Source organism: Adlercreutzia sp. (genome assembly GCF_056795635.1).
Genome location: NZ_JBQIIT010000004.1, coordinates 102,344 through 119,244 on the forward strand (window position 1 = coordinate 102,344; position 16,901 = coordinate 119,244).

Here is a 16,901-nt window from a genome sequence, read left to right on the forward strand (position 1 = left end):
AGGTTCTGTGTCCTCAATTTGGGTCACGGGGAATCTTTTTTCGCGCTACACTAACTTCCAAAACAAGAACAAATGTTTGGAATTGGAGGGAAGTTATGGGCGCGAGAACGAACAAGGGGGCCGTTGAGGTAACGCCCGGTGCAAGGGGATCGTCGTTGAAGGCGCGGGTACAGGCGGCGGTGAACGACCTGGCGGCAGAGGGGAAGATTCCGTCGTTCTACCAGGTGGCCCAGCGCGTAGGGGTGGCCCGCAGCACGCTCTACCGCCGGGCGGATCTCAAGGCGGTAGTGGTTCAGGGTCGCCGGGCCGCAGCCGATGCGGGTGGCGCTGCGGGTCGTGCCGGCCCTGCCGCATCCTGTAGCGACGTGGGGGCTTGTGCCGCCGATGATCGGGCCGAACGGGCAGCCTTGGAAGCAGCGCTGGAGACTCTCCGGAAGGAGCGCGACGCCCTGGCCCGGCGCTTGGCTCTGCGCCAGCGGCTCGATGATCGGCCGCGGTTCGTCTACGCCGTATGTCATCTCGGAGATACGGCATCAATCGGGTGAGCGCCAAGCGCGACGGTATTGCAAGGGGCGCAGTTTGGGCCATGGTGCCTTACAAGTTGCCAACAGAGCAGAATCGGCCCCTTGCGACTTCTGCATTGTTTGGGGCATGCTGAGCGCTGTCATCGGTCGCTCTGCCCGAGGGGCGGCGACCCGCGACTGCCCAAGAAAGGGGGCTGCCATGGAATTCACGTCGGCAAGCGCTAACAAGTATCTGCGCCGGCTGCAAGATGAGAAGGACTTCATTCTCGGTATTGAGGCAGAGCGCAGCACCTACGTACTCGGCGATAAGGAAGTGGCCGATCCTCCAGCGTATAGCTATGAGGAGACGCGGGCGAAGGTGGCGGAAATCGACCGCACCACGATGGTCGTGCGCCATGCCTTGCATCAGTTCAACATGGCAACGGTGCTTCCCCAGTGTGGGCTTACCATCGACGAGGCCCTGATTGCCCTGGCCCAGTTATCCAACGAGCGCGACCGTGTGGCCGAACTGCGGGCGCAGCAGCCCAAGATGCGCCTCGGCGAACGCTTGGTGGGCGGTGGTGCCACGACGGTGGAATACCGCTATGCCAACTACGACGTGCGCCAGGCCGAGCGGGATTACGAGGCCCTCTCTGAGAAGATCGCCGCCATCCAGCTTGAGCTTGATCTGGCGAACCAGACCCAGACGTTCGAGGTGGAACTGTAGAAAGCGGTCGCGCGGCGACGGATGTCGGGCCCTCAGATGGAGAGCGGCCGCTTCCTCGTCGGATTCGCGCTCGTGAACTTTTCCGGGCATGGGGCAACTTTCCCCTTGGGGATTCAGTGGAACGTTCGAGTTGATGCGTTGGCGTTGTCGCGTAGTTCGTAGTTGGTTGTGCCGTGACGTTTACCGTTAGCTCTTGAACAGGCCAGAGGCCATTCCGCCCCATGCCGAAAGCTTCGGCTCCTCCCTTCGGAGGCTGCCGCGGTGCCAAAGCTCGGTCCCAGGCACCATGTATTTACACTTCCTTGCTGTGATATGATTAACTAAATTGACGTTTGTACATACAAACGTTATCATATAGACGGTCATACGCACGCAAACAGGGAGGCAATTATGGCTGCCAGCACTCTCACCATCCGGCTTGATAGCGATCTTAAGGATGAGGCTTCGCGAGTCGTCGAGCATTATGGGCTTGATATTTCAACTGCGATGCGGGCATTTCTAACGCAGATTGTGAACACTAACGCACTTCCTCTCTCGTTTGATTACGAGCAGCCCAATGAAGAAAGTTTGATCGCCATTCGGGAGACAAAGGAAATGATTGCGAGCGGATCAGGCGAAAGTTATCGCAGCGGTCATGATCTTATTCAGGCTGCTTTGGCATGAGCGTCCGTCTTGAGGCGAAATTCACGCCAGCATTTAGCAGAGATCTAAAAAAGAAAGCCACCAAGCGCAATTGGAATCTCTCCGATCTGGAGTCCGTGATCGATCTTATTTTGGGCAACAGCGCCGAATCGATCGAGGTATTGAAACGTCGGCACAACATGCACCGGCTTTCAGGCAAATGGGAGGGAAGCAGCGAGTGCCATGTCGCCAACGTTGGAGACTGGCTTCTCATCTGGTGCGTTGACGGCGGGATCGCTTGTCTCCAGAGAACCAGTTCTCACGTAGAGCTATTTCGCTGATGTGCTGATTAACATAAGGGCATTTGGCTCAGATTGGAGCAACTTGCGCAGCCAAATGACCATTTAGGCAATAGTTATGGAGCGCGCGGTGTCTTGAGCGACTCTATATTGGATGTGGACAAAAACATCAGGTGAATAGTTTTACGAGATTACGAGAAAGGCTGGCCTGTGAATCATATCGAAGGCATCTTGTTTGATGCGGATGGGACGTTGATTGACACCTATGACATCATTCTGACGTCGATGCGCTATGCGGTGAACGACGGGCTCGGTTGCTCGCTGTCAGACAGGGAGCTGATGGCTGGTGTGGGCACGCCGCTGTACGACCAGATGCTTCACTTCACCGAAGGCGATGAGGCGCGGGCGGCGGAAATCATGCAGATGTACCGCGATCACAACGACGGTGTCCATGATGCGCACATTAGCGCCTTCGACGACACGAAGGCGGCTCTCGAGCGCTTGCGAGCGGCGGGACTGCCCATGGGGGTGGTCACGTCGAAGCGCCACGCCATGGCCCAGCGTGGGCTGGAGATGAGCGGTATCGCCGAGTACTTCTCGTTCCTCATCGGCCACGACGACTGGCCCGAGCACAAACCGGCGCCCGGCCCTATTCTGCACGGGTGCGAGCGGCTGGGCGTGGCACCGGCTCGCTGCCTCTACGTGGGCGACAGTCCCTATGACATCCAGGCGGGCAACGCTGCCGGCTGCCCCACGGTGGCGGCGCTGTGGGGCATGTTCCCCGCCGACGAGCTTGCCGCGCAGCACCCCTCCATCGAGTGCGCCTCGCTGGCTGATCTGGCCGACCGGCTGGGGGCGTAGGAGGCCTCCCCCGCTTCGTGGGCGAACCGCGGTGGGCGAGCAGGCCAAGAACGGAGGCGCGGCCGGCCTTCGGGAAGCGACAGGTGCACGGCGAGAGGGCAATCACCCCGTTTCTCCAACAATTGTGGAAGGGCCCGGCAGTCGTCATGACGTGCCGGGCCCTCTCCGTGCTGCGGGCGAAGGGGCTCGCAGCGGTATTCGGCGGATGGGGCTACTTGTCCAGCATCTCGCGCACTTCTTCGCGGCCCTCATCGTGGAGGCCCTTCTCGTCGGGGGCCAGGCGCTCCAGCAGTTCCAGCAGCTCGCCCATGTGCTCACGTTCTTCGTCGCGAATGTCGGAGAGCACCTTCTTCGCGTCTTCGTTGTCTGTCGCCTGCACGTGGGCATCGTACTCGTGAATGGCTTCCAGCTCGCCGATGATGTCCTGGCGGATCGCGTTGATGAGCTCCTGATCGGTCAGCTTCCGCGGCACTTCCATGACAAACGGATCAGAAATAATGGCCATGACAGCTCCTTTCACCCGACGCCCCGCCTCGGCGGTCGCGTCCTCGGTACCTCGCGCCTCGTGCCGTCTCAGCGGTTTTTCGAGCGCTTCGGGGTATCGTAGGCGACGAATGCGGCACGGTGCGGCAGAGGCCCGGGTTGCCATCAAGCTGTAGCCGCTGTGACAAGGGGACGACGAAGGAGCGACGGCGGAACGGTTGATGGCGCGGGCCTTACCCAATATGCCCGCGCCTATCGACGCCGGGTCGGAGGGGATGGCGGCGGGCGTGCCAAGTGTGATATTCTGATCGAATCCCATCAGCGCTTTGCGTATCTGCTCGGCTTCCTAAACACCATGCGCGCGGGTGTGCACGCGCGAATCCACGTACCAAGCTGCTCAATATCGCCTCGGGATTGATCGCCTATGGTCACCGGGCCTCCTTTCGTGCCGACCGAGTTCGCCATGCTGGGCGCCTCCAACCCGGTGATGCTGCAGGGTCGTTTGCCCGAGCAGCGGGGAGGAGCTCCTCGCGGCTCTCGACGCCGTCATTGCTGACATTGGTGAGGAGCGTCTGCGGAGCTACCGCACCAACCTTCGGCACTTGTAGGGATTTCGGCCTCCTCCACTCCCTTCTTGACAAAACAGTAAACGACAGTAAAAAATACAAGAAACAGTAAACGACAGTAAAAACTTTGAAGAACAGTAAAACTTGAGGAGGCGCTATGGGAAAGCAGAATCCTTACACCCTGACATTCGGCAAGGAGCCCACTCAACTCATCGCGCGAGCAGCTCAGTCTCAGCAGGTCATTGACGCCTTCCTCGGTGAGCCAAGCACTCAGCAAGTGTATATGGTCACCGGCATTCGCGGGTCGGGCAAGACGGTGTTCATGACTGAAACCGCTCGCAAAATCGCCTCCCAGAAGGACTGGATAAGTGTTGAGCTCAATCCCGAGCGAGACTTGCTGACCAGCCTTGCCGCGAAGCTGTCCAGCGAAAACGAGCTCGCGCGCCTCTTCCAGTCGGCCGAGATCAACCTCTCGTTCTTCGGGTTCGGTCTGGAGGTCAAGGGCGCCGCTCCCATCACCGAGATAGAGACGGCTCTCCAGAAAATGCTGCTCAGCCTGAAAAAGAAGGGCAAGCGCCTGCTGATCAGCGTTGACGAGGTTACCAACACCCCTCAGATGAGGGCATTCGCCGCTGCCTTCCAGATTTTTCTCCGCCAAGACCTCCCCGTCTACCTCCTGATGACGGGGCTGTACGAGAACGTGAGTGCCCTTCAGGATGAGAAGAGCCTGACCTTCCTCTACCGAGCGCCCAAAATCCACCTTGGCCCTTTGAATGTCGGAACCATTGCCGAAGATTACCAGTCCGTTCTTGGGCTGGATGAACAAGAGGGGATGGCCCTTGCGAAGCTGACCAAGGGGTATTCCTTTGCGTTTCAAGTGCTCGGCTATTTCGCTTGGGAGAACGCCGACGACGCCCGGACAACTCAGCAACTTGCGCGTCAGTACCTCGACGAGTACGCCTACGACAAGGTATGGTCTGAACTTTCGCGCAAAGATCGCGAGGTGCTTTACGGCATTGCCCAGGTAAAGTCGGGCTGCATTGGCGACATACGTGCACTGCTGGGGCTCAGCACCAACGAGTTTAATCCCTACCGCCAGCGCCTTATCCGCAAGGGCATTATTTCAGGGGAGGAACGCGGCTACGTGCGCTTGCTCTTGCCCTTCTTCGACCAGTACGTTCTGGCCCATTACGATCTCGATTAGCGACCGATGGCGGGGGTATCCGAGAGCACTCCCTCCCTCTTATTGCAGAAGAGCGTTGGTGCCGTAGAGGCGGATTGGGCCGCCGCCGAGCTCGTTCACTTCTCCAACGTGCTCCCAGCCGCATTTCTCGTAGAGCCCTACGAGGACGGTAGCCAGGTACAGGTGGCTGCGGCCCATGGCGGACGCCTCGGTGCGGATGTGGTCGAGCAGGCGCCGTGCGAGGCCCCGTTATTCGGGAAGCCTGCAGACGCCTACCCAGGTGCCGCGGGTGATTTCCGCTAGCTCGGCGGCGAAAGCTCGATGGCGCTGTTCGAGCTTTCGCAGGCGGGGAACGGGCCTCCCCGTCGGCTCTCAGGCCGCCGGGCAGAGAAGCTTTCCGCATATGCAGTGGCATTACTCCACCACAAGCTCGCGGACGCTCACCTCCTTGATTCTCCTCGACATCCCGAAGGCCGAAAGCGCGAAGGCCAGAGCGAAGGCCGCGCTGATGGCAAGCGCCTCCCAGGCCGGCAGGGCGAGGCTGAACGCGCCGACACCGAACAGGCTGAACAGCGTGCTGATCAGGGCACCCCCGGCTGCCATCGTGAGGGCCGATCCCGCCAAGGCGCCCACCGCCGACACGACGAGGAAGCGCAGTGCGAACGAGGCGCGCAGCGAGGCCGCCGTGAACCCCATGGCGCGATAGATGCCCATATCGCGGCGCTCAGAGAGAAGCGTCCGTCTGCTTGTCAGCATCACGGCAACGCAGGCAAGAACCAACGCGAAGGCAGACATCGCGTAGCCTATGACCGTAAGCATGTCCCTGACGAGCAAGAGCATATTCGTTGCCGATCCGAACAACCCGGTCGACTCGGTGTCAACGCTGTCCCCGAAGCGGCTTGCAAGCGCTTCTGCCACCTCGTCGGCCTTGTCGGGGTCGGCCAGCTGATACTGGCGCGAAACATCGGCGCCTTCCGATTCCGGCGCCGCCAACTCCTGAAGCCCCTCATAGGTGAGGACAACGCTATTGCCGCTGTTGAGCACCGATGACAGTAACCCGCTCACAATGTAGGTTCGCTCCTCGCCGTCGCCCTTCTCCACCTCCAGCTCATCGCCCACTGAAAGACCCTTGGTGCGGGCGAGGCTCAATCCCACGAGCGCCTCGTTGTCATGCTTGGGCGCGCGTCCCGAGACGATGGACGCCTCTTCCAAAACGCCCGTGTCGGAAAGCCCGACGAAGGTGCAGGCCTCGCCGTTCAGGTTGAGCACCGCAGCGCCCTCTTCCCACTCGTGCGTTATAGGGGAGATACCCTCAATGGTCTCGCGCACCTCGTCAAGGCTCACCTCCTGCCCGTCGAAGCGAACCGAGCCGTCGCTCTTCCACACACCGAAAGCCTTGTATACCGCGTCGTCGCCAGCAACCGCACCGCCGATTCCGAAGCACAACGCAACGAAAGCGCACAGCAGCAGCGAGCAGATGCCAATGCCCGCATAGCGCCCCTTCTCAGATATGATCGCGCGCCATGCCAGCGACGTCTTCAAGCGACGGCCCGATATCGCGCTCGCCCCGCGAGGAGAGAAGCGGATGTCGCCGTCGCCTTGCCGGAGTGCCGCCAAAGGTGTGATGCGTCCTATCTTGCGCGCCATCACGGCAACGCATGCCATGAGGGCCGCCAACAGAGCGGCGCAGCAGCCGATGGCCGCCCAAGGAAAGGATGCCTCGACCACGAGGATGCCCGTGATGGGCAAGAACGCCGGCCAGAAAAGCGGTTCCAGAAGGCAGCCGGCGAGGAAGCCGAGAGCGAGGCCGATGAGCGCAGAGAGCGCGTATTGCATGACAAGGGCCCTGCGCAGCCCGTTGCGCGGAAGCCCCACTCCTTTCAGTACACCCCAGTCGGCATAGCTGCTCTGTATGCTTGAGGACGCCGTATGCAGGCACAGGATGAGGGCCACCACGAACAGGATCAACGCGAAGGCGGCGAGCACCACAGTGATGACCTGCACGACCATGAGGGTGTAGCCGGAAAGGGTCTGCCGGGAGAAGAGCGTGTGCGCGGATGCGCCCCGCGAGGTCCCCTCGTCGATCATCTGCGTTAGATCGTGCCCATCGATGCCCTGGGAGCGTGCCTCAGGCGTCAGCATCACGTTGATTTCCCTGATGGGGTACGCCTCCTTCTCCATGGCCACGGCACCGCTGGAGACGCCCGCGCCCGATGCGCCCGTCATCTCGATTTCCGCCAGCAACTTCTCAAAGGTGCCGGCAGACAGGAGGTAACGCTTTGTTTCCATGAAGGGCGTTCCCATCTGCGGATCTTCGTAGAATCCCGCGACGCGTAGAGAGGTCTCGCGCCCACCGATATCGAGTACGAGGAAGTCGCCTATCTGTATGTTATGCAGGGCATGTTCCGCAACACGGACGTAGGCCTCGTCGTCGGCCGGCCCGCCTTTGGCGTCTCGATACGACGAGAGGTCATCATCGAGGACGTTGAAATCGAGGGACGCACCCCAGGCTTCATAGACGCTCGATGACGGTGGAGCGCTCTTGACGATCTCGCTTCCTCGGGCGTCTTCAACCCGTGTCGGAGCTGCGAAGGCTTCTGTCACCTCCACCTCCTCCACTGCGGGAAGCGCCTCTATCTCGTCAACGTCCTCATCGGTGAGGTTCGAGACAAGGTCATTGGCGGCAACATCCCCCGACCCGACCTCGTCGAGCAAGGCCTCCTCGCGATTGGAGAGGTCGACGAAGAGGCTGGTAGTCAGCGTCAGCGCGAGGGTGGCGAGGGACAGAAGCAGCGCAAGGCCGATGAACGTCCCCTTGTCCTTCCGCAGCCCTGCGAACACGAGCGTGCGCAACGGTTCCATGGCGCACCTCCTACCAGGAAAGCGACGCAAGCCAGGCATTCGCCATGGCCTCGCGCTCGCGAACGTAGGCTTCGTCGCCAGATGCCGCCGGGTCCCAGGGTGCCAGCTCCAGCTCGCCGCGGATGTCGCCATCCTCGAAATAGAGTACGCGGTTGCCGCGAATAGCGCTGCGCACATCGTGGGTCACCATGAGGACGCTGATGCCGTCGCGGTTGAGTTCGCCTAAAAGGCCGAGCACCTCCAGGCTATTCGCGCGGTTGAGCGCACCGGTGGGCTCGTCGGCGAACACAATTGCCGGCTCGTTCACCACCGCACGCGCCACGGCGCAGCGCTGCTTCTGACCGCCGGACGCTTGGCTGGGAAGGTGAGCGGCGACTTCGGAGAGCCCCATGCGCGCAATCAGCTTGTCGGCGGCACGCCTCGTCTCGGAAGCGCCGCGCCCCTGCTTCAGGTAGCCGGGCACGGCAATGTTCTCGTACAGGGTGAGGTTGCTCACGAGGTTCGCCGCCTGGAAGACGAACCCGAAGCGCTGCGCCCTCAGCTCGGAGAGCCGGCCCTGCCCAAGGCGGGCGATGTCCTCGCCTTCGAAGATGACCTCGCCCGAGGTGGGGGCGTCCATGCCCGAGAGGCAGTAGAGCAGCGTGGATTTTCCCGAGCCCGAGGGGCCCATAACCGAGGTGAAGTCCCCTTGATAGAGTTCAAGGTCGACGCTTCCCAAAACGTGGGTCTGCACGCCGTCCGCGACGTAGGTCTTCGACAGCCTTCGCGTCGAGAGTATGGTTTCGCGCATGGTTGATCCTTTCCCTTGTGCGCCGTCGGCATTCATCATAGAGAGACGGCCATTAAGGAATCATTAAGGCGTACGGCATGTGCGGCTCAGGGTAGGAGGGGAAGCTCTATGGTGGCCTTGAGCCCAGGGTGGGCATTGGCCAGATGCAGGCGGCCGCCCATGCGCTCTACCAGATAGGCCGAGATGTAGAGCCCCAGCCCCGAACCCGGCCTACCCGATGCGTTCGCGCCTCGATAGAAGCGCTCGGTGGCAAACGGCAGATCTTCAGGTGGCATGCCCGGCCCGAAGTCGCGTATCGCTATCGTGTACAGCCCGTCCTCGGCCGTGGCCTGGATGTCGATAGCTGAACCGCGCGCGTACTTGATAGCGTTCCCGATGAGGTTGCCGATGGCCTGGGCAAGCCGTGCCTCGTCGGCTTCCACGCGGGCATTGTCTGTGCGCTCGCAGGAAATTCGGGCCAGGCCGGACGAATCGGCGGCGCACCGCCTCACGATCGGGGCGGCCTGCACGGGCTTGCACGCCACCGCGATGCGATCCATGTCCGAGAGCGCATGCTGGAACAGGTCTTCCACCAGAGACGATACCTCGTCGCATTTTCGAATGATCGCGCGCTCGTATTCCGCCCGCTCCTGCTCTGAGTTTGCCAGTCCCATGTCCAGAGCCTCCGCATAGGCGCGCAGGGATGCGAGCGGGGTACGCAGGTCGTGGGAGAGCGAGGCGAGCGCGGTCTTGTGGTCCTCCCTCGCGCGCTCCTCGTCCTTTCGGGCACGGTCGAGTTCCTTGCGAAGGTGGTCGAATGCCCAGGTGAACTTGCCGAAGGGGTTGGATCGCTCATAGGCGAGCGGCGCATTCAGGTTGCCAGATGCCACCTCCTCGGCGAAGCCCTCCAGCCGCGTGAAGGGCCGCACTACCGCGCGATGCAGGTAGATGGTCATGAAGGCGAGGGCGGCGACGGAGATGAGCGCGGTGAGCGTTACGGCGCCGACCGCCGCGCCGTTGCGGGACTCGGCGGCGTTCCGCAACGCGTCCTGGGCGCGTGCGAGCGCCTGGTCGGCCGCCTGGAGAGGGCCGCCGGAGCTGTCGGGCGCGCCTTCCGCGATTTCCTGCTGGGCATCGTTGAGCTCGACCACCTGGTTGCGTAGCGTATCCTCGCCGCCGTTGGCCACAATCGCGATGCCCACGCAGGCGGCAACGGCCACGGCGAGTGCGGAGGCAAGGGCCGCACCGGCAAGCCGCCTCGTCAGGCACTCTCCCTGCTTCGCCATCAGCGGTCGCCCTCGGGAAGATCGAAACGGTAGCCCTCGCCGCGAACGGTTTTGAAGTAGACGGGGTGGGCCGGATCGTCCTCAAGCTTGGCGCGAAGCCAGCTCATGTGGACGGAAACCGTCTGCGGCTCCACCTCGGCAAAGGCGCCCCATACCTTCGCTAGAAGGGCGTCGCGGCTGAGGCTTTGGCCGGCGTTGCCCATGAGGGCGGATGCAAGCTGGAATTCCCGCGGCGACAGGGCGATCGGCCGGCCGCCCTTCCGGATGGTCTTGGCCCTGCCGTCAAGCTGAAACGGGCCGGCGGAGAGCACGGCCTCGTCGGCGCCGGTTTTCCGCTCGGGCCTCATCATGAGCGCCTTCGCCTGGGCGAGCATTTCCCGCAGGCTGAACGGCTTGGAAAGGTAGGCGTCGCCCCCTTCTTCCAGGGCGCGGATGCGCGCATCAGGCTCGATGCGCGCCGAGGCGAACACCACGGGCACTCCGCTGCGCTCGCGCAGGTTGCGGCAGAGGGCGTAGCCGTCGTCGCCCGGGAGGTTCACGTCCACCATCAGGCAGTCGAAAATGGCGCTGGTCAGAAGGTCGTACGCCTCCTCGGCGCTTCCAGCGATAACGGCCGCGATGCCGTCCGCCTCAAACGCGCGGGCCATGAGCTGCGCCAGTTCCCGCTCGTCCTCAACGATCAAAACCTTGCTCATGATGCCACCCCGTGTCCTCGCTCACGCCCGTCTCCTGCCCACGAGATAATACGCTATTCCGCCCATGATAGGGGCGCCGCCTGCGCGGGCGACAGATTTCCTTCTTCACGTCGCGCGGTGCGCAGGGGCCAAACTGGAATTGTAGTGCATGATCAACGTGGGTTTCACCAGCCCAACACGGGGACGGCTCTCTGCGTCGCGCAGGTTCGCCCGCTTCCCCGCCGCGAATCAGCGTTAGTGCACGATGGCGGTGATGAAGGTGACGAGCCCGAGGATGATGCCGGGGATGTTGGCGACGATGATGGGGATGTCGCGCTGGGGCTTCATGAAGCCGTAGATGGTCCAGACAGAGAAACCTCGCCGCTCTTTCCGCGCAAGTGGGAATTAGCCTCGTCGATGACGGCAATAGCTTCATCGACGACAGCCTCATCCAGAGCACCATTGGAAATGGCTTGAAAATACTAGTTCATTGTTTCTTGGAACCGTTCTGCTAATTCGATTTGGCACACTTGACGCTTTGCCATGCGTTTGTATGAAGCATAGGCGATCGCTCTAGTAACAGCAGCCACAGCAGCCCCAGCGATAATTACCTTACCCTTGTTGTCGCGAGCAACTGCAACTGCTTTGCTAACAGCTTCACTAACAGCATCGCCAAGTGAGATATCCACCTCTTCAAGGTGCGCAACGATCTCGCCTGCTTGATTGCGCACAACGCCACCATAACGAATGAGTTTGCCAGTTGCTAGACCAAGATCAAGCTCAGGAGGTACCAAGAAAGCAATTTGCTGAAGAGACAAGATGATCACCTACAAAAGCTAAAGCTTACAGTTCAGATTATGCAGTCATGATTTCGCTCCATGGCATAGCGACGCTGCAGAAGTTGTGCCTTGCCGCTGTCGCCCTTGGCGAGATTCTTGATGAGATCCTTTACCTTCCCGGGATTGTCGATCATAGAAGCACCCCCATTGCGTCCCAGACGCGCGACTCCATGTTCATCGTCCTTGCGTAGTCCGACAGTCGAGCGAGGTTCTTGTCCTTCGAAGAGATATAGGACTTGACGGCATGGTTAAATTCAGCCACGTCGAGGGAAGCCCTCTTGCGGATAATGTCGCAGATCGTGCGCTCTTTGTCGTAAGCTTTGACCGCGTTGCCCTCCGGTGTGTCCGCACTGCACACACCAAGGGCATGCCACTCGGGCTTCACGTAGTATATCTTCACTCCCTGTTCTTTGAGCGCTCGCGAGTTGTAGCCCGACTCCACGCTGACCGAGAGCGGAATGGGCTCGCGCTCGCTCATTCCGTGCAAAAATAGTGCGGCGTCGTGCGAGAAGATCGCCTTCGGAAAGCGCGCCTGCAGCAGCGCGAACTCATCTGGGAAGGCGTCTTCCGTCATATACACTCCATGGGATTCCCTTTCAAGGTTGCGATTGCGCACATAGCGATAGAAAGCATCCTTTGGAATCCCTGATCTGATTGCGGCAGATGTCGTGAGGATCCCAGCCCCCTCATCGAGCAGCTTATCGAGCCGTTCCGTGTAAATACTAACTTTCATACGGATATTCTATCCTGAAATCAGTGTGAAAGTAATCCCATAGGCCAAGATTTAATAGCGTCTATAGGGATGTTCTATGACCGGAACCGGTGGCTGCAAGCACTTTTGGAGTATTCCGGGCTTTCAGATGCAGGGAGGGCGGAGGCAATGGCGCAAGAGAGGGATCATTGTTGCAGATGCTTCAGGCCCCTCACCTCTGCCAATCGGTTTTTGCGGCTCTCGTTCAGAGGGGCTTGGCAGTCAACCGACGGTTGACTTGACGGAGGGCAAAGTCAATCGGCTCTCGCTTGCCGCAGCCTCTTTAATCGCGGCGGCGAATGCCTTCGGGTCGTCAACGCTCACACCGATGGCGCGCACGTGCTTCGTGCCCAGAAGCGTTCGAACTTCAACGGGACTTTGCATCACCAACCATGCATCCGGGCGATAGAATGTGCCGTAGTTGAGTCTGTCCGACTCCTCAATACGCCCAATCTCGCCATCCGAAAGCGCGACTGTCTCGATATTGGAGACGGGGATGATGGCCTCCATCTGAATGCCGCATTCCAGGCGCACAGAGCCTTCCCCGACCACAATGGGGCGCAGTATGCGGGCACGCGCGTCGCCCACGAGCCAGACGGCTGCATAGACGGAAAGCGCCGTAACGACGATGGCGGCCGGAACGTTCCATTGCGACACCAGGAGGTGCACCGCGACGATCTCCACGGGGAGCGCGAGCGCAAGTCCGAGCATCATGTTCATGTAGCCGCCGGCGTTGTGGTAGCTGAACGCCCGCTCGCTTGGTAGGACATAGGGCTTCTTGCGCCACGAGAGGAGCGCGTAGTACCAAACACTCAGCTCGGCCGCTGTCATGCTGGCGGCAGCATCCTTGCGGACGAGGTAGAGCATTGTCTCCTTGAACCAGGCCATGGGGTCGGGGCCCATCGCCTTGGCGGTTTTGAACGTGCGGACGATCTTTAAGCACTCTCGCGCGGCGATGGCGACCTCCACAGGAATCAGCGCGGAGAGCAGGGCCGGCAGGATGCCCGCATCCGGCGACCCGAGTGCAAGCGCGCTCAGCGCATAGCCGATCCAAATAACGGGAATGACCGAGAGCGGCGTGAGCCTTCTCGGCCTAACTACGAGAAGATAGAAGCAAAGCGGTATCCCCACCATGAAATCAAGCGGCAGGGCGATGCCCTCGATGTGGCTCGGTATGCATGGAGCAGAGGCGACACCATAAGCATAGAGGGCCAGGCACAGTGCGCAGAAGGCGATCGAGCTTACTCGTTGACTTCTGGCTACGCTCATCTTCCTCCCCTTCCGAACAGATTAGACTCCCTTAAGTATAACCATCGCGCAAGGATATGTCCTTTGGAGCGCGATGCCCAGGGTTTCTTCTGCATGCTTTGCAATGTTAAACTATGCTGCCGGTTCGGGCGCGATGCGTGGTCGCGGCCAGCCAATACTCGCACGGGGTATGAGAGGACGCGCCTTCTCCTGCCCGGTAACCTGGATGCGAAAGGAGGCGTGGATGAGCCAGCTTGAGAACTTGAACCGAGCCATGGGCTACGTTGAGGAGCACCTGGACGGGACGCTCGACCTGGAGGAGCTCTCCCGCATCGCCGGATGCTCCCAGTACCAGCTCCAGCGGATGTTCCCCTACCTGGCGGGCGTGACGCTTTCGGAGTACGTCAGGCACCGGGCGATGACGAGCGCCGCATACGATCTTGCGTCAACCGATGCGAAGGTGATAGACGTGGCCCTGAGATACGGGTACGACTCTCCGACGTCGTTCAGCAGGGCGTTTCGAAACGTGCACGGCGCGTCGCCGAGCGAGGCGCGCCTGCCCGGCACCAAGCTCAAACTCCACCCACGCCTCGCGTTCACGCTATCCGTGAAGGGAGAAGAGGCAATGGACTACAAGATCATCGAGCAGCCGTCTTTCCGCGTGGTCGGGATACCGTCCGACAACGGGACATGGGACGTCGAGAGCGCCGGGGCGAAGGCCACCGAGTACTGGGCTAAGATCGGGGCGGACATCCACAAGGTGCTGGACCTGATGGACGGCAGCGAGCCTGCGGGCCTGCTGGGCGTCCAGTTCTGCGACGACGGCGAGTTCGACTGCTACATGGCCTGCGTGGCCACAGGCCAGCCGTGTCCCGAGGGCATGGGGGAGCGCGTCGTCGAGGCGGCCACCTACGCGGTCTTCGAGTGCGTTGGGCCGATGCCCGATGCCATGAACGAGCTGTGGCATCGCGTCCTCGCCGAGTGGCTGCCGGCCTCTGGGTACACGTGGGCTTCGGGCACCGACGTCGAGAGATACTTCACGCCGGTCATGACCGCGCCGGACAGCAGGAGCGAGGTCTGGCTTCCCGTGGTCAAGGCCTAAGGCCCCTGGCCGCGTTCGCCGACGGCGAGCTGATAGCCAGCAGCAACCATCACGTAAGGAGCAAGGAACCCATGCCGTTTGATTACAAGAAAGAGTGCAAGGACATCTATCAGCCGTCGAAGAAGCCGGCTCTCATAGAGATGCCGCCGATCAACTATGTGGCGGTGCGCGGTAAAGGGGATCCGAACGAAGAAGGCGGCGAATATCAGCGTGCCCTCCAGATGCTCTACGGCATTTCCTTCACCATCAAGATGTCGTCCAAGTCGGGCCACGACATCGAGGGGTATGCGCCCTACGTCGTTCCGCCGCTGGAAGGCTTCTGGACTTTTCCGGAGCCCATCGATCGGCTGGACCCGAAGCGCAAGGCCGAGCTTGGGTGGATAAGCTGCATCCGGCTGCCCGAGTTCGTAACGCCCGACGTGTTCGACTGGGCGGTGCAGGAGGCCACGCGCAAGAAGATGGCAGATTTCTCGAAGGCGGAGATGATCACGGTGGACGAAGGGCTCTGCGTACAGTGCATGCACCTCGGGTCCTACGACGACGAACCTGCGACGATCGATGCGCTGAGAAGCTATGCCGAGTCGGAGGGCCTGCGGTTCGACCAGAACGGAAAGCGCCTCCACCACGAGATCTACCTCTCGGATCCGCGACGGGTTGCCCCCGAGCGCCTGAAAACGGTTCTCCGCATCCCCGTAAAGCCCGCCTAGGGCAAGCGTGCCGTAAGCCGCATATCTGACCAGAAGAAGGCCTGCCGAGGACAAACCGGCAGGCCTTGCTATTTATGCGTTTTTCAATTCTCCTAAAAATCAGACTAATGCGACTATTGTTCTGGCCTGTAATACGCAGTAACCTCGAAGCACGTTTTGCGCGAAACATCTAGGGACAACTGCATATGAAGGAGAGGGCATGGCTGAAAGAAAGCTGGCTTCGGTTCAATACGTCCACGATGTCGCGCCAATTGAGGGAGCCGATTGCAGTATGACATCGAGGCCCGCCGGCGATTGGGAATGCAAGTGATGATCTGGGTCTGGAAATGGCCCCAATTGAAGAGACGGGCGATGGCCTGCCCTATGCTACCGTGGACGAACTGCTTGAACGGGCGCGGGGATGTTATTCGAGCGGTGTGCCCAAGGAAGGCATCGTAGTGCGTTCGCAGGAGCCCGTTTACAGCCAGATCGCTCAAGGTCCGCTTTCCATGAAGGTCATTAACAACGACTACTTGTTGCGAGAGAAATAGGGGTGACTATGGGAAAAACGTTGGTGGTAGGTGACCTGCACTGCAAGATGTCGTTGGTGCTGCCGCGGGTGACAGATACGGCACTGAGCCATTGCTGCGACTCCATTGTGCTGTCAGGCGACCTGTGCGACGACTGGGGCGTGGACGGCCGAGCCATGGTGCGGCAGCTGGAATATGCAGCGGAATGGAAGGCGAAGGCAGAGGCCTTGAAGCTGCGGGCGACCGTGCTCATGGGGAACCATGATGCGGCCTATCTGGGGCTTGCGAGCTATGGCTTCACCAACGAAGACGTGCGCGAAGAAGTTGCAGCGCTGCTTTCCGATGGGCTGGGTGTAAGGGTGGCCGCAGTCGTAGGTGGCCGTTTGGTAACCCATGCGGGTCTTACAGGTGCGTGGGCGCATCGTGCCGGCATTGAGGAAGACACAGAGGCGGGGGGCATTGCCGCGCACTTGAACGACATGTATGTCGATCGAGCGCAGTGGCGATCGCTTATTTCCTGCGGCCCGGCACGCCACGGTTGGGGCTTGCCGGGACCGTTGTGGGCTGATCGACGCGAGTTGCTGTGTGATCCGTTCCCTGGCCTATCTCAGATTGTAGGGCATACGCCAATCGAGACAGCATCGAGCTACGAGGCTGAATCAGGCGAGAGTTTCTGGTTCCTCGATACCATGAGCCTGTATCGCAGCGGTCGGCCTATCGGTGATGCGACGGCGTTGGTGGCGGGGCATGGAGAGACGGAGGTTGTGCCGTTGTTTGATGAGTGGGAAAGTGCGGTGATGGATTTCTGCGAAAGGTGACGAATCGGTTGGCTGCTTCAACCGGTGGCATTAGCACAAACATACACACGAATCGAGTTAGTGTGTATGTTTGTGCTATCATCTGCTCTATGA

Annotated in this window: 20 protein-coding genes; 10 read left to right on the top strand and 10 right to left on the bottom strand. The window is 60.7% G+C overall.

Annotated elements, in window-relative coordinates; genetic code table 11:
• Nucleotides 1–95 precede the first annotated feature (95 nt).
• From ACTOXK_RS03570 to ACTOXK_RS03590, 5 genes are all read left to right on the top strand, one after another.
• Nucleotides 96–545 (top strand): hypothetical protein, encoded by a 450-nt coding sequence (locus ACTOXK_RS03570; RefSeq protein ID WP_482279849.1) that lies wholly within the window; start codon nucleotides 96–98, stop codon nucleotides 543–545.
• Between the two features lie 178 nt (nucleotides 546–723).
• Nucleotides 724–1,230 (top strand): hypothetical protein, encoded by a 507-nt coding sequence (locus ACTOXK_RS03575; RefSeq protein ID WP_482277524.1) that lies wholly within the window; start codon nucleotides 724–726, stop codon nucleotides 1,228–1,230.
• Nucleotides 1,231–1,620: 390 nt separating this feature from the next.
• Complete coding sequence (locus ACTOXK_RS03580; protein WP_482277525.1) at nucleotides 1,621–1,893, top strand: type II toxin-antitoxin system RelB/DinJ family antitoxin; 273 nt, start codon at nucleotides 1,621–1,623, stop codon at nucleotides 1,891–1,893.
• On the top strand, nucleotides 1,890–2,192 hold the full coding sequence (locus ACTOXK_RS03585) for a type II toxin-antitoxin system RelE/ParE family toxin (protein ID WP_482277526.1): 303 nt from the start codon (nucleotides 1,890–1,892) through the stop codon (nucleotides 2,190–2,192). The genes ACTOXK_RS03580 and ACTOXK_RS03585 overlap by 4 nt, the downstream gene beginning before the upstream one ends.
• A 168-nt stretch (nucleotides 2,193–2,360) precedes the next feature.
• Nucleotides 2,361–3,011: an HAD family hydrolase gene (locus ACTOXK_RS03590; RefSeq protein WP_482277527.1), complete on the top strand. Its 651-nt coding sequence runs from the start codon at nucleotides 2,361–2,363 to the stop codon at nucleotides 3,009–3,011.
• 211 nt (nucleotides 3,012–3,222) lie between these two features.
• Here the strand turns inward: ACTOXK_RS03590 and ACTOXK_RS03595 are convergent, their stop codons facing one another.
• A complete protein-coding gene (locus ACTOXK_RS03595; RefSeq protein WP_482277528.1) occupies nucleotides 3,223–3,516 on the bottom strand; it encodes a ferritin family protein in 294 nt (97 codons plus the stop codon).
• A 701-nt stretch (nucleotides 3,517–4,217) separates the two neighbouring features.
• Here ACTOXK_RS03595 and ACTOXK_RS03600 point away from each other — a divergent pair.
• Entirely contained in the window at nucleotides 4,218–5,264 is a 1,047-nt protein-coding gene (locus ACTOXK_RS03600; protein ID WP_482277529.1) for a DUF8462 domain-containing protein, read from the top strand.
• Nucleotides 5,265–5,303: 39 nt separating this feature from the next.
• On the opposite strand, the gene ACTOXK_RS03605 is transcribed toward ACTOXK_RS03600, so the two are convergent.
• The 9 genes from ACTOXK_RS03605 to ACTOXK_RS03645 all read right to left on the bottom strand — a co-directional run bounded on the left by ACTOXK_RS03605 (nucleotide 5,304) and on the right by ACTOXK_RS03645 (nucleotide 13,693).
• Nucleotides 5,304–5,441 (bottom strand): hypothetical protein, encoded by a 138-nt coding sequence (locus ACTOXK_RS03605; RefSeq protein ID WP_482277530.1) that lies wholly within the window; start codon nucleotides 5,439–5,441, stop codon nucleotides 5,304–5,306.
• A 216-nt stretch (nucleotides 5,442–5,657) separates the two neighbouring features.
• Complete coding sequence (locus ACTOXK_RS03610) at nucleotides 5,658–8,144, bottom strand: ABC transporter permease (RefSeq protein WP_482277615.1); 2,487 nt, start codon at nucleotides 8,142–8,144, stop codon at nucleotides 5,658–5,660.
• Complete coding sequence (locus tag ACTOXK_RS03615; RefSeq protein ID WP_482277531.1) at nucleotides 8,116–8,895, bottom strand: ABC transporter ATP-binding protein; 780 nt, start codon at nucleotides 8,893–8,895, stop codon at nucleotides 8,116–8,118. The genes ACTOXK_RS03610 and ACTOXK_RS03615 overlap by 29 nt, the downstream gene beginning before the upstream one ends.
• Before the next feature lie 86 nt (nucleotides 8,896–8,981).
• Nucleotides 8,982–10,160, bottom strand: coding sequence for a sensor histidine kinase (locus tag ACTOXK_RS03620; RefSeq protein WP_482277532.1), 1,179 nt, complete (start codon nucleotides 10,158–10,160; stop codon nucleotides 8,982–8,984).
• Nucleotides 10,160–10,855 carry a response regulator transcription factor gene (locus tag ACTOXK_RS03625; RefSeq protein ID WP_482277533.1) on the bottom strand — a complete coding sequence of 232 codons (696 nt, stop codon included), beginning with the start codon at nucleotides 10,853–10,855 and terminating at the stop codon, nucleotides 10,160–10,162. The genes ACTOXK_RS03620 and ACTOXK_RS03625 overlap by 1 nt, the downstream gene beginning before the upstream one ends.
• Nucleotides 10,856–11,316: 461 nt before the next feature.
• The gene (locus ACTOXK_RS03630; protein WP_482279305.1) at nucleotides 11,317–11,652 is read right to left on the bottom strand and encodes a hypothetical protein; all 336 of its coding nucleotides are present in this window, start codon (nucleotides 11,650–11,652) and stop codon (nucleotides 11,317–11,319) included.
• Between the two features lie 32 nt (nucleotides 11,653–11,684).
• Complete coding sequence (locus ACTOXK_RS03635; RefSeq protein WP_482277535.1) at nucleotides 11,685–11,807, bottom strand: hypothetical protein; 123 nt, start codon at nucleotides 11,805–11,807, stop codon at nucleotides 11,685–11,687.
• Complete coding sequence (locus ACTOXK_RS03640) at nucleotides 11,804–12,406, bottom strand: type IV toxin-antitoxin system AbiEi family antitoxin domain-containing protein (protein ID WP_482277536.1); 603 nt, start codon at nucleotides 12,404–12,406, stop codon at nucleotides 11,804–11,806. The genes ACTOXK_RS03635 and ACTOXK_RS03640 overlap by 4 nt, the downstream gene beginning before the upstream one ends.
• Before the next feature lie 240 nt (nucleotides 12,407–12,646).
• Nucleotides 12,647–13,693 (bottom strand): hypothetical protein, encoded by a 1,047-nt coding sequence (locus ACTOXK_RS03645; protein WP_482277537.1) that lies wholly within the window; start codon nucleotides 13,691–13,693, stop codon nucleotides 12,647–12,649.
• 223 nt (nucleotides 13,694–13,916) lie between these two features.
• On the opposite strand from ACTOXK_RS03645, the gene ACTOXK_RS03650 reads away from it, so the two are divergent.
• From ACTOXK_RS03650 to ACTOXK_RS03665, 4 genes are all read left to right on the top strand, one after another.
• Nucleotides 13,917–14,774 carry an AraC family transcriptional regulator gene (locus ACTOXK_RS03650; protein ID WP_482279306.1) on the top strand — a complete coding sequence of 286 codons (858 nt, stop codon included), beginning with the start codon at nucleotides 13,917–13,919 and terminating at the stop codon, nucleotides 14,772–14,774.
• Nucleotides 14,775–14,845: 71 nt separating this feature from the next.
• Nucleotides 14,846–15,481: a GyrI-like domain-containing protein gene (locus ACTOXK_RS03655; RefSeq protein ID WP_482277539.1), complete on the top strand. Its 636-nt coding sequence runs from the start codon at nucleotides 14,846–14,848 to the stop codon at nucleotides 15,479–15,481.
• A 326-nt stretch (nucleotides 15,482–15,807) separates the two neighbouring features.
• Nucleotides 15,808–16,011: a hypothetical protein gene (locus ACTOXK_RS03660; protein WP_482279850.1), complete on the top strand. Its 204-nt coding sequence runs from the start codon at nucleotides 15,808–15,810 to the stop codon at nucleotides 16,009–16,011.
• 8 nt (nucleotides 16,012–16,019) lie between these two features.
• Nucleotides 16,020–16,808, top strand: coding sequence for a metallophosphoesterase (locus ACTOXK_RS03665; RefSeq protein WP_482277541.1), 789 nt, complete (start codon nucleotides 16,020–16,022; stop codon nucleotides 16,806–16,808).
• The last annotated feature ends 93 nt before the right edge of the window (nucleotides 16,809–16,901 follow it).

Coding starts and splice junctions, on each gene's coding strand:
- ACTOXK_RS03570 (WP_482279849.1), top strand. CDS start 96: ATGGGCGCGAGAACGAACAAGGGGGCCGTTGAGGTAACGCCCGGTGCA.
- ACTOXK_RS03575 (WP_482277524.1), top strand. CDS start 724: ATGGAATTCACGTCGGCAAGCGCTAACAAGTATCTGCGCCGGCTGCAA.
- ACTOXK_RS03580 (WP_482277525.1), top strand. CDS start 1,621: ATGGCTGCCAGCACTCTCACCATCCGGCTTGATAGCGATCTTAAGGAT.
- ACTOXK_RS03585 (WP_482277526.1), top strand. CDS start 1,890: ATGAGCGTCCGTCTTGAGGCGAAATTCACGCCAGCATTTAGCAGAGAT.
- ACTOXK_RS03595 (WP_482277528.1), bottom strand. CDS start 3,516: ATGGCCATTATTTCTGATCCGTTTGTCATGGAAGTGCCGCGGAAGCTG.
- ACTOXK_RS03600 (WP_482277529.1), top strand. CDS start 4,218: ATGGGAAAGCAGAATCCTTACACCCTGACATTCGGCAAGGAGCCCACT.
- ACTOXK_RS03605 (WP_482277530.1), bottom strand. CDS start 5,441: ATGGGCCGCAGCCACCTGTACCTGGCTACCGTCCTCGTAGGGCTCTAC.
- ACTOXK_RS03610 (WP_482277615.1), bottom strand. CDS start 8,144: ATGCCTGGCTTGCGTCGCTTTCCTGGTAGGAGGTGCGCCATGGAACCG.
- ACTOXK_RS03615 (WP_482277531.1), bottom strand. CDS start 8,895: ATGCGCGAAACCATACTCTCGACGCGAAGGCTGTCGAAGACCTACGTC.
- ACTOXK_RS03620 (WP_482277532.1), bottom strand. CDS start 10,160: ATGGCGAAGCAGGGAGAGTGCCTGACGAGGCGGCTTGCCGGTGCGGCC.
- ACTOXK_RS03625 (WP_482277533.1), bottom strand. CDS start 10,855: ATGAGCAAGGTTTTGATCGTTGAGGACGAGCGGGAACTGGCGCAGCTC.
- ACTOXK_RS03635 (WP_482277535.1), bottom strand. CDS start 11,807: ATGATCGACAATCCCGGGAAGGTAAAGGATCTCATCAAGAATCTCGCC.
- ACTOXK_RS03640 (WP_482277536.1), bottom strand. CDS start 12,406: ATGAAAGTTAGTATTTACACGGAACGGCTCGATAAGCTGCTCGATGAG.
- ACTOXK_RS03645 (WP_482277537.1), bottom strand. CDS start 13,693: ATGAGCGTAGCCAGAAGTCAACGAGTAAGCTCGATCGCCTTCTGCGCA.
- ACTOXK_RS03650 (WP_482279306.1), top strand. CDS start 13,917: ATGAGCCAGCTTGAGAACTTGAACCGAGCCATGGGCTACGTTGAGGAG.
- ACTOXK_RS03655 (WP_482277539.1), top strand. CDS start 14,846: ATGCCGTTTGATTACAAGAAAGAGTGCAAGGACATCTATCAGCCGTCG.
- ACTOXK_RS03660 (WP_482279850.1), top strand. CDS start 15,808: ATGGCCCCAATTGAAGAGACGGGCGATGGCCTGCCCTATGCTACCGTG.
- ACTOXK_RS03665 (WP_482277541.1), top strand. CDS start 16,020: ATGGGAAAAACGTTGGTGGTAGGTGACCTGCACTGCAAGATGTCGTTG.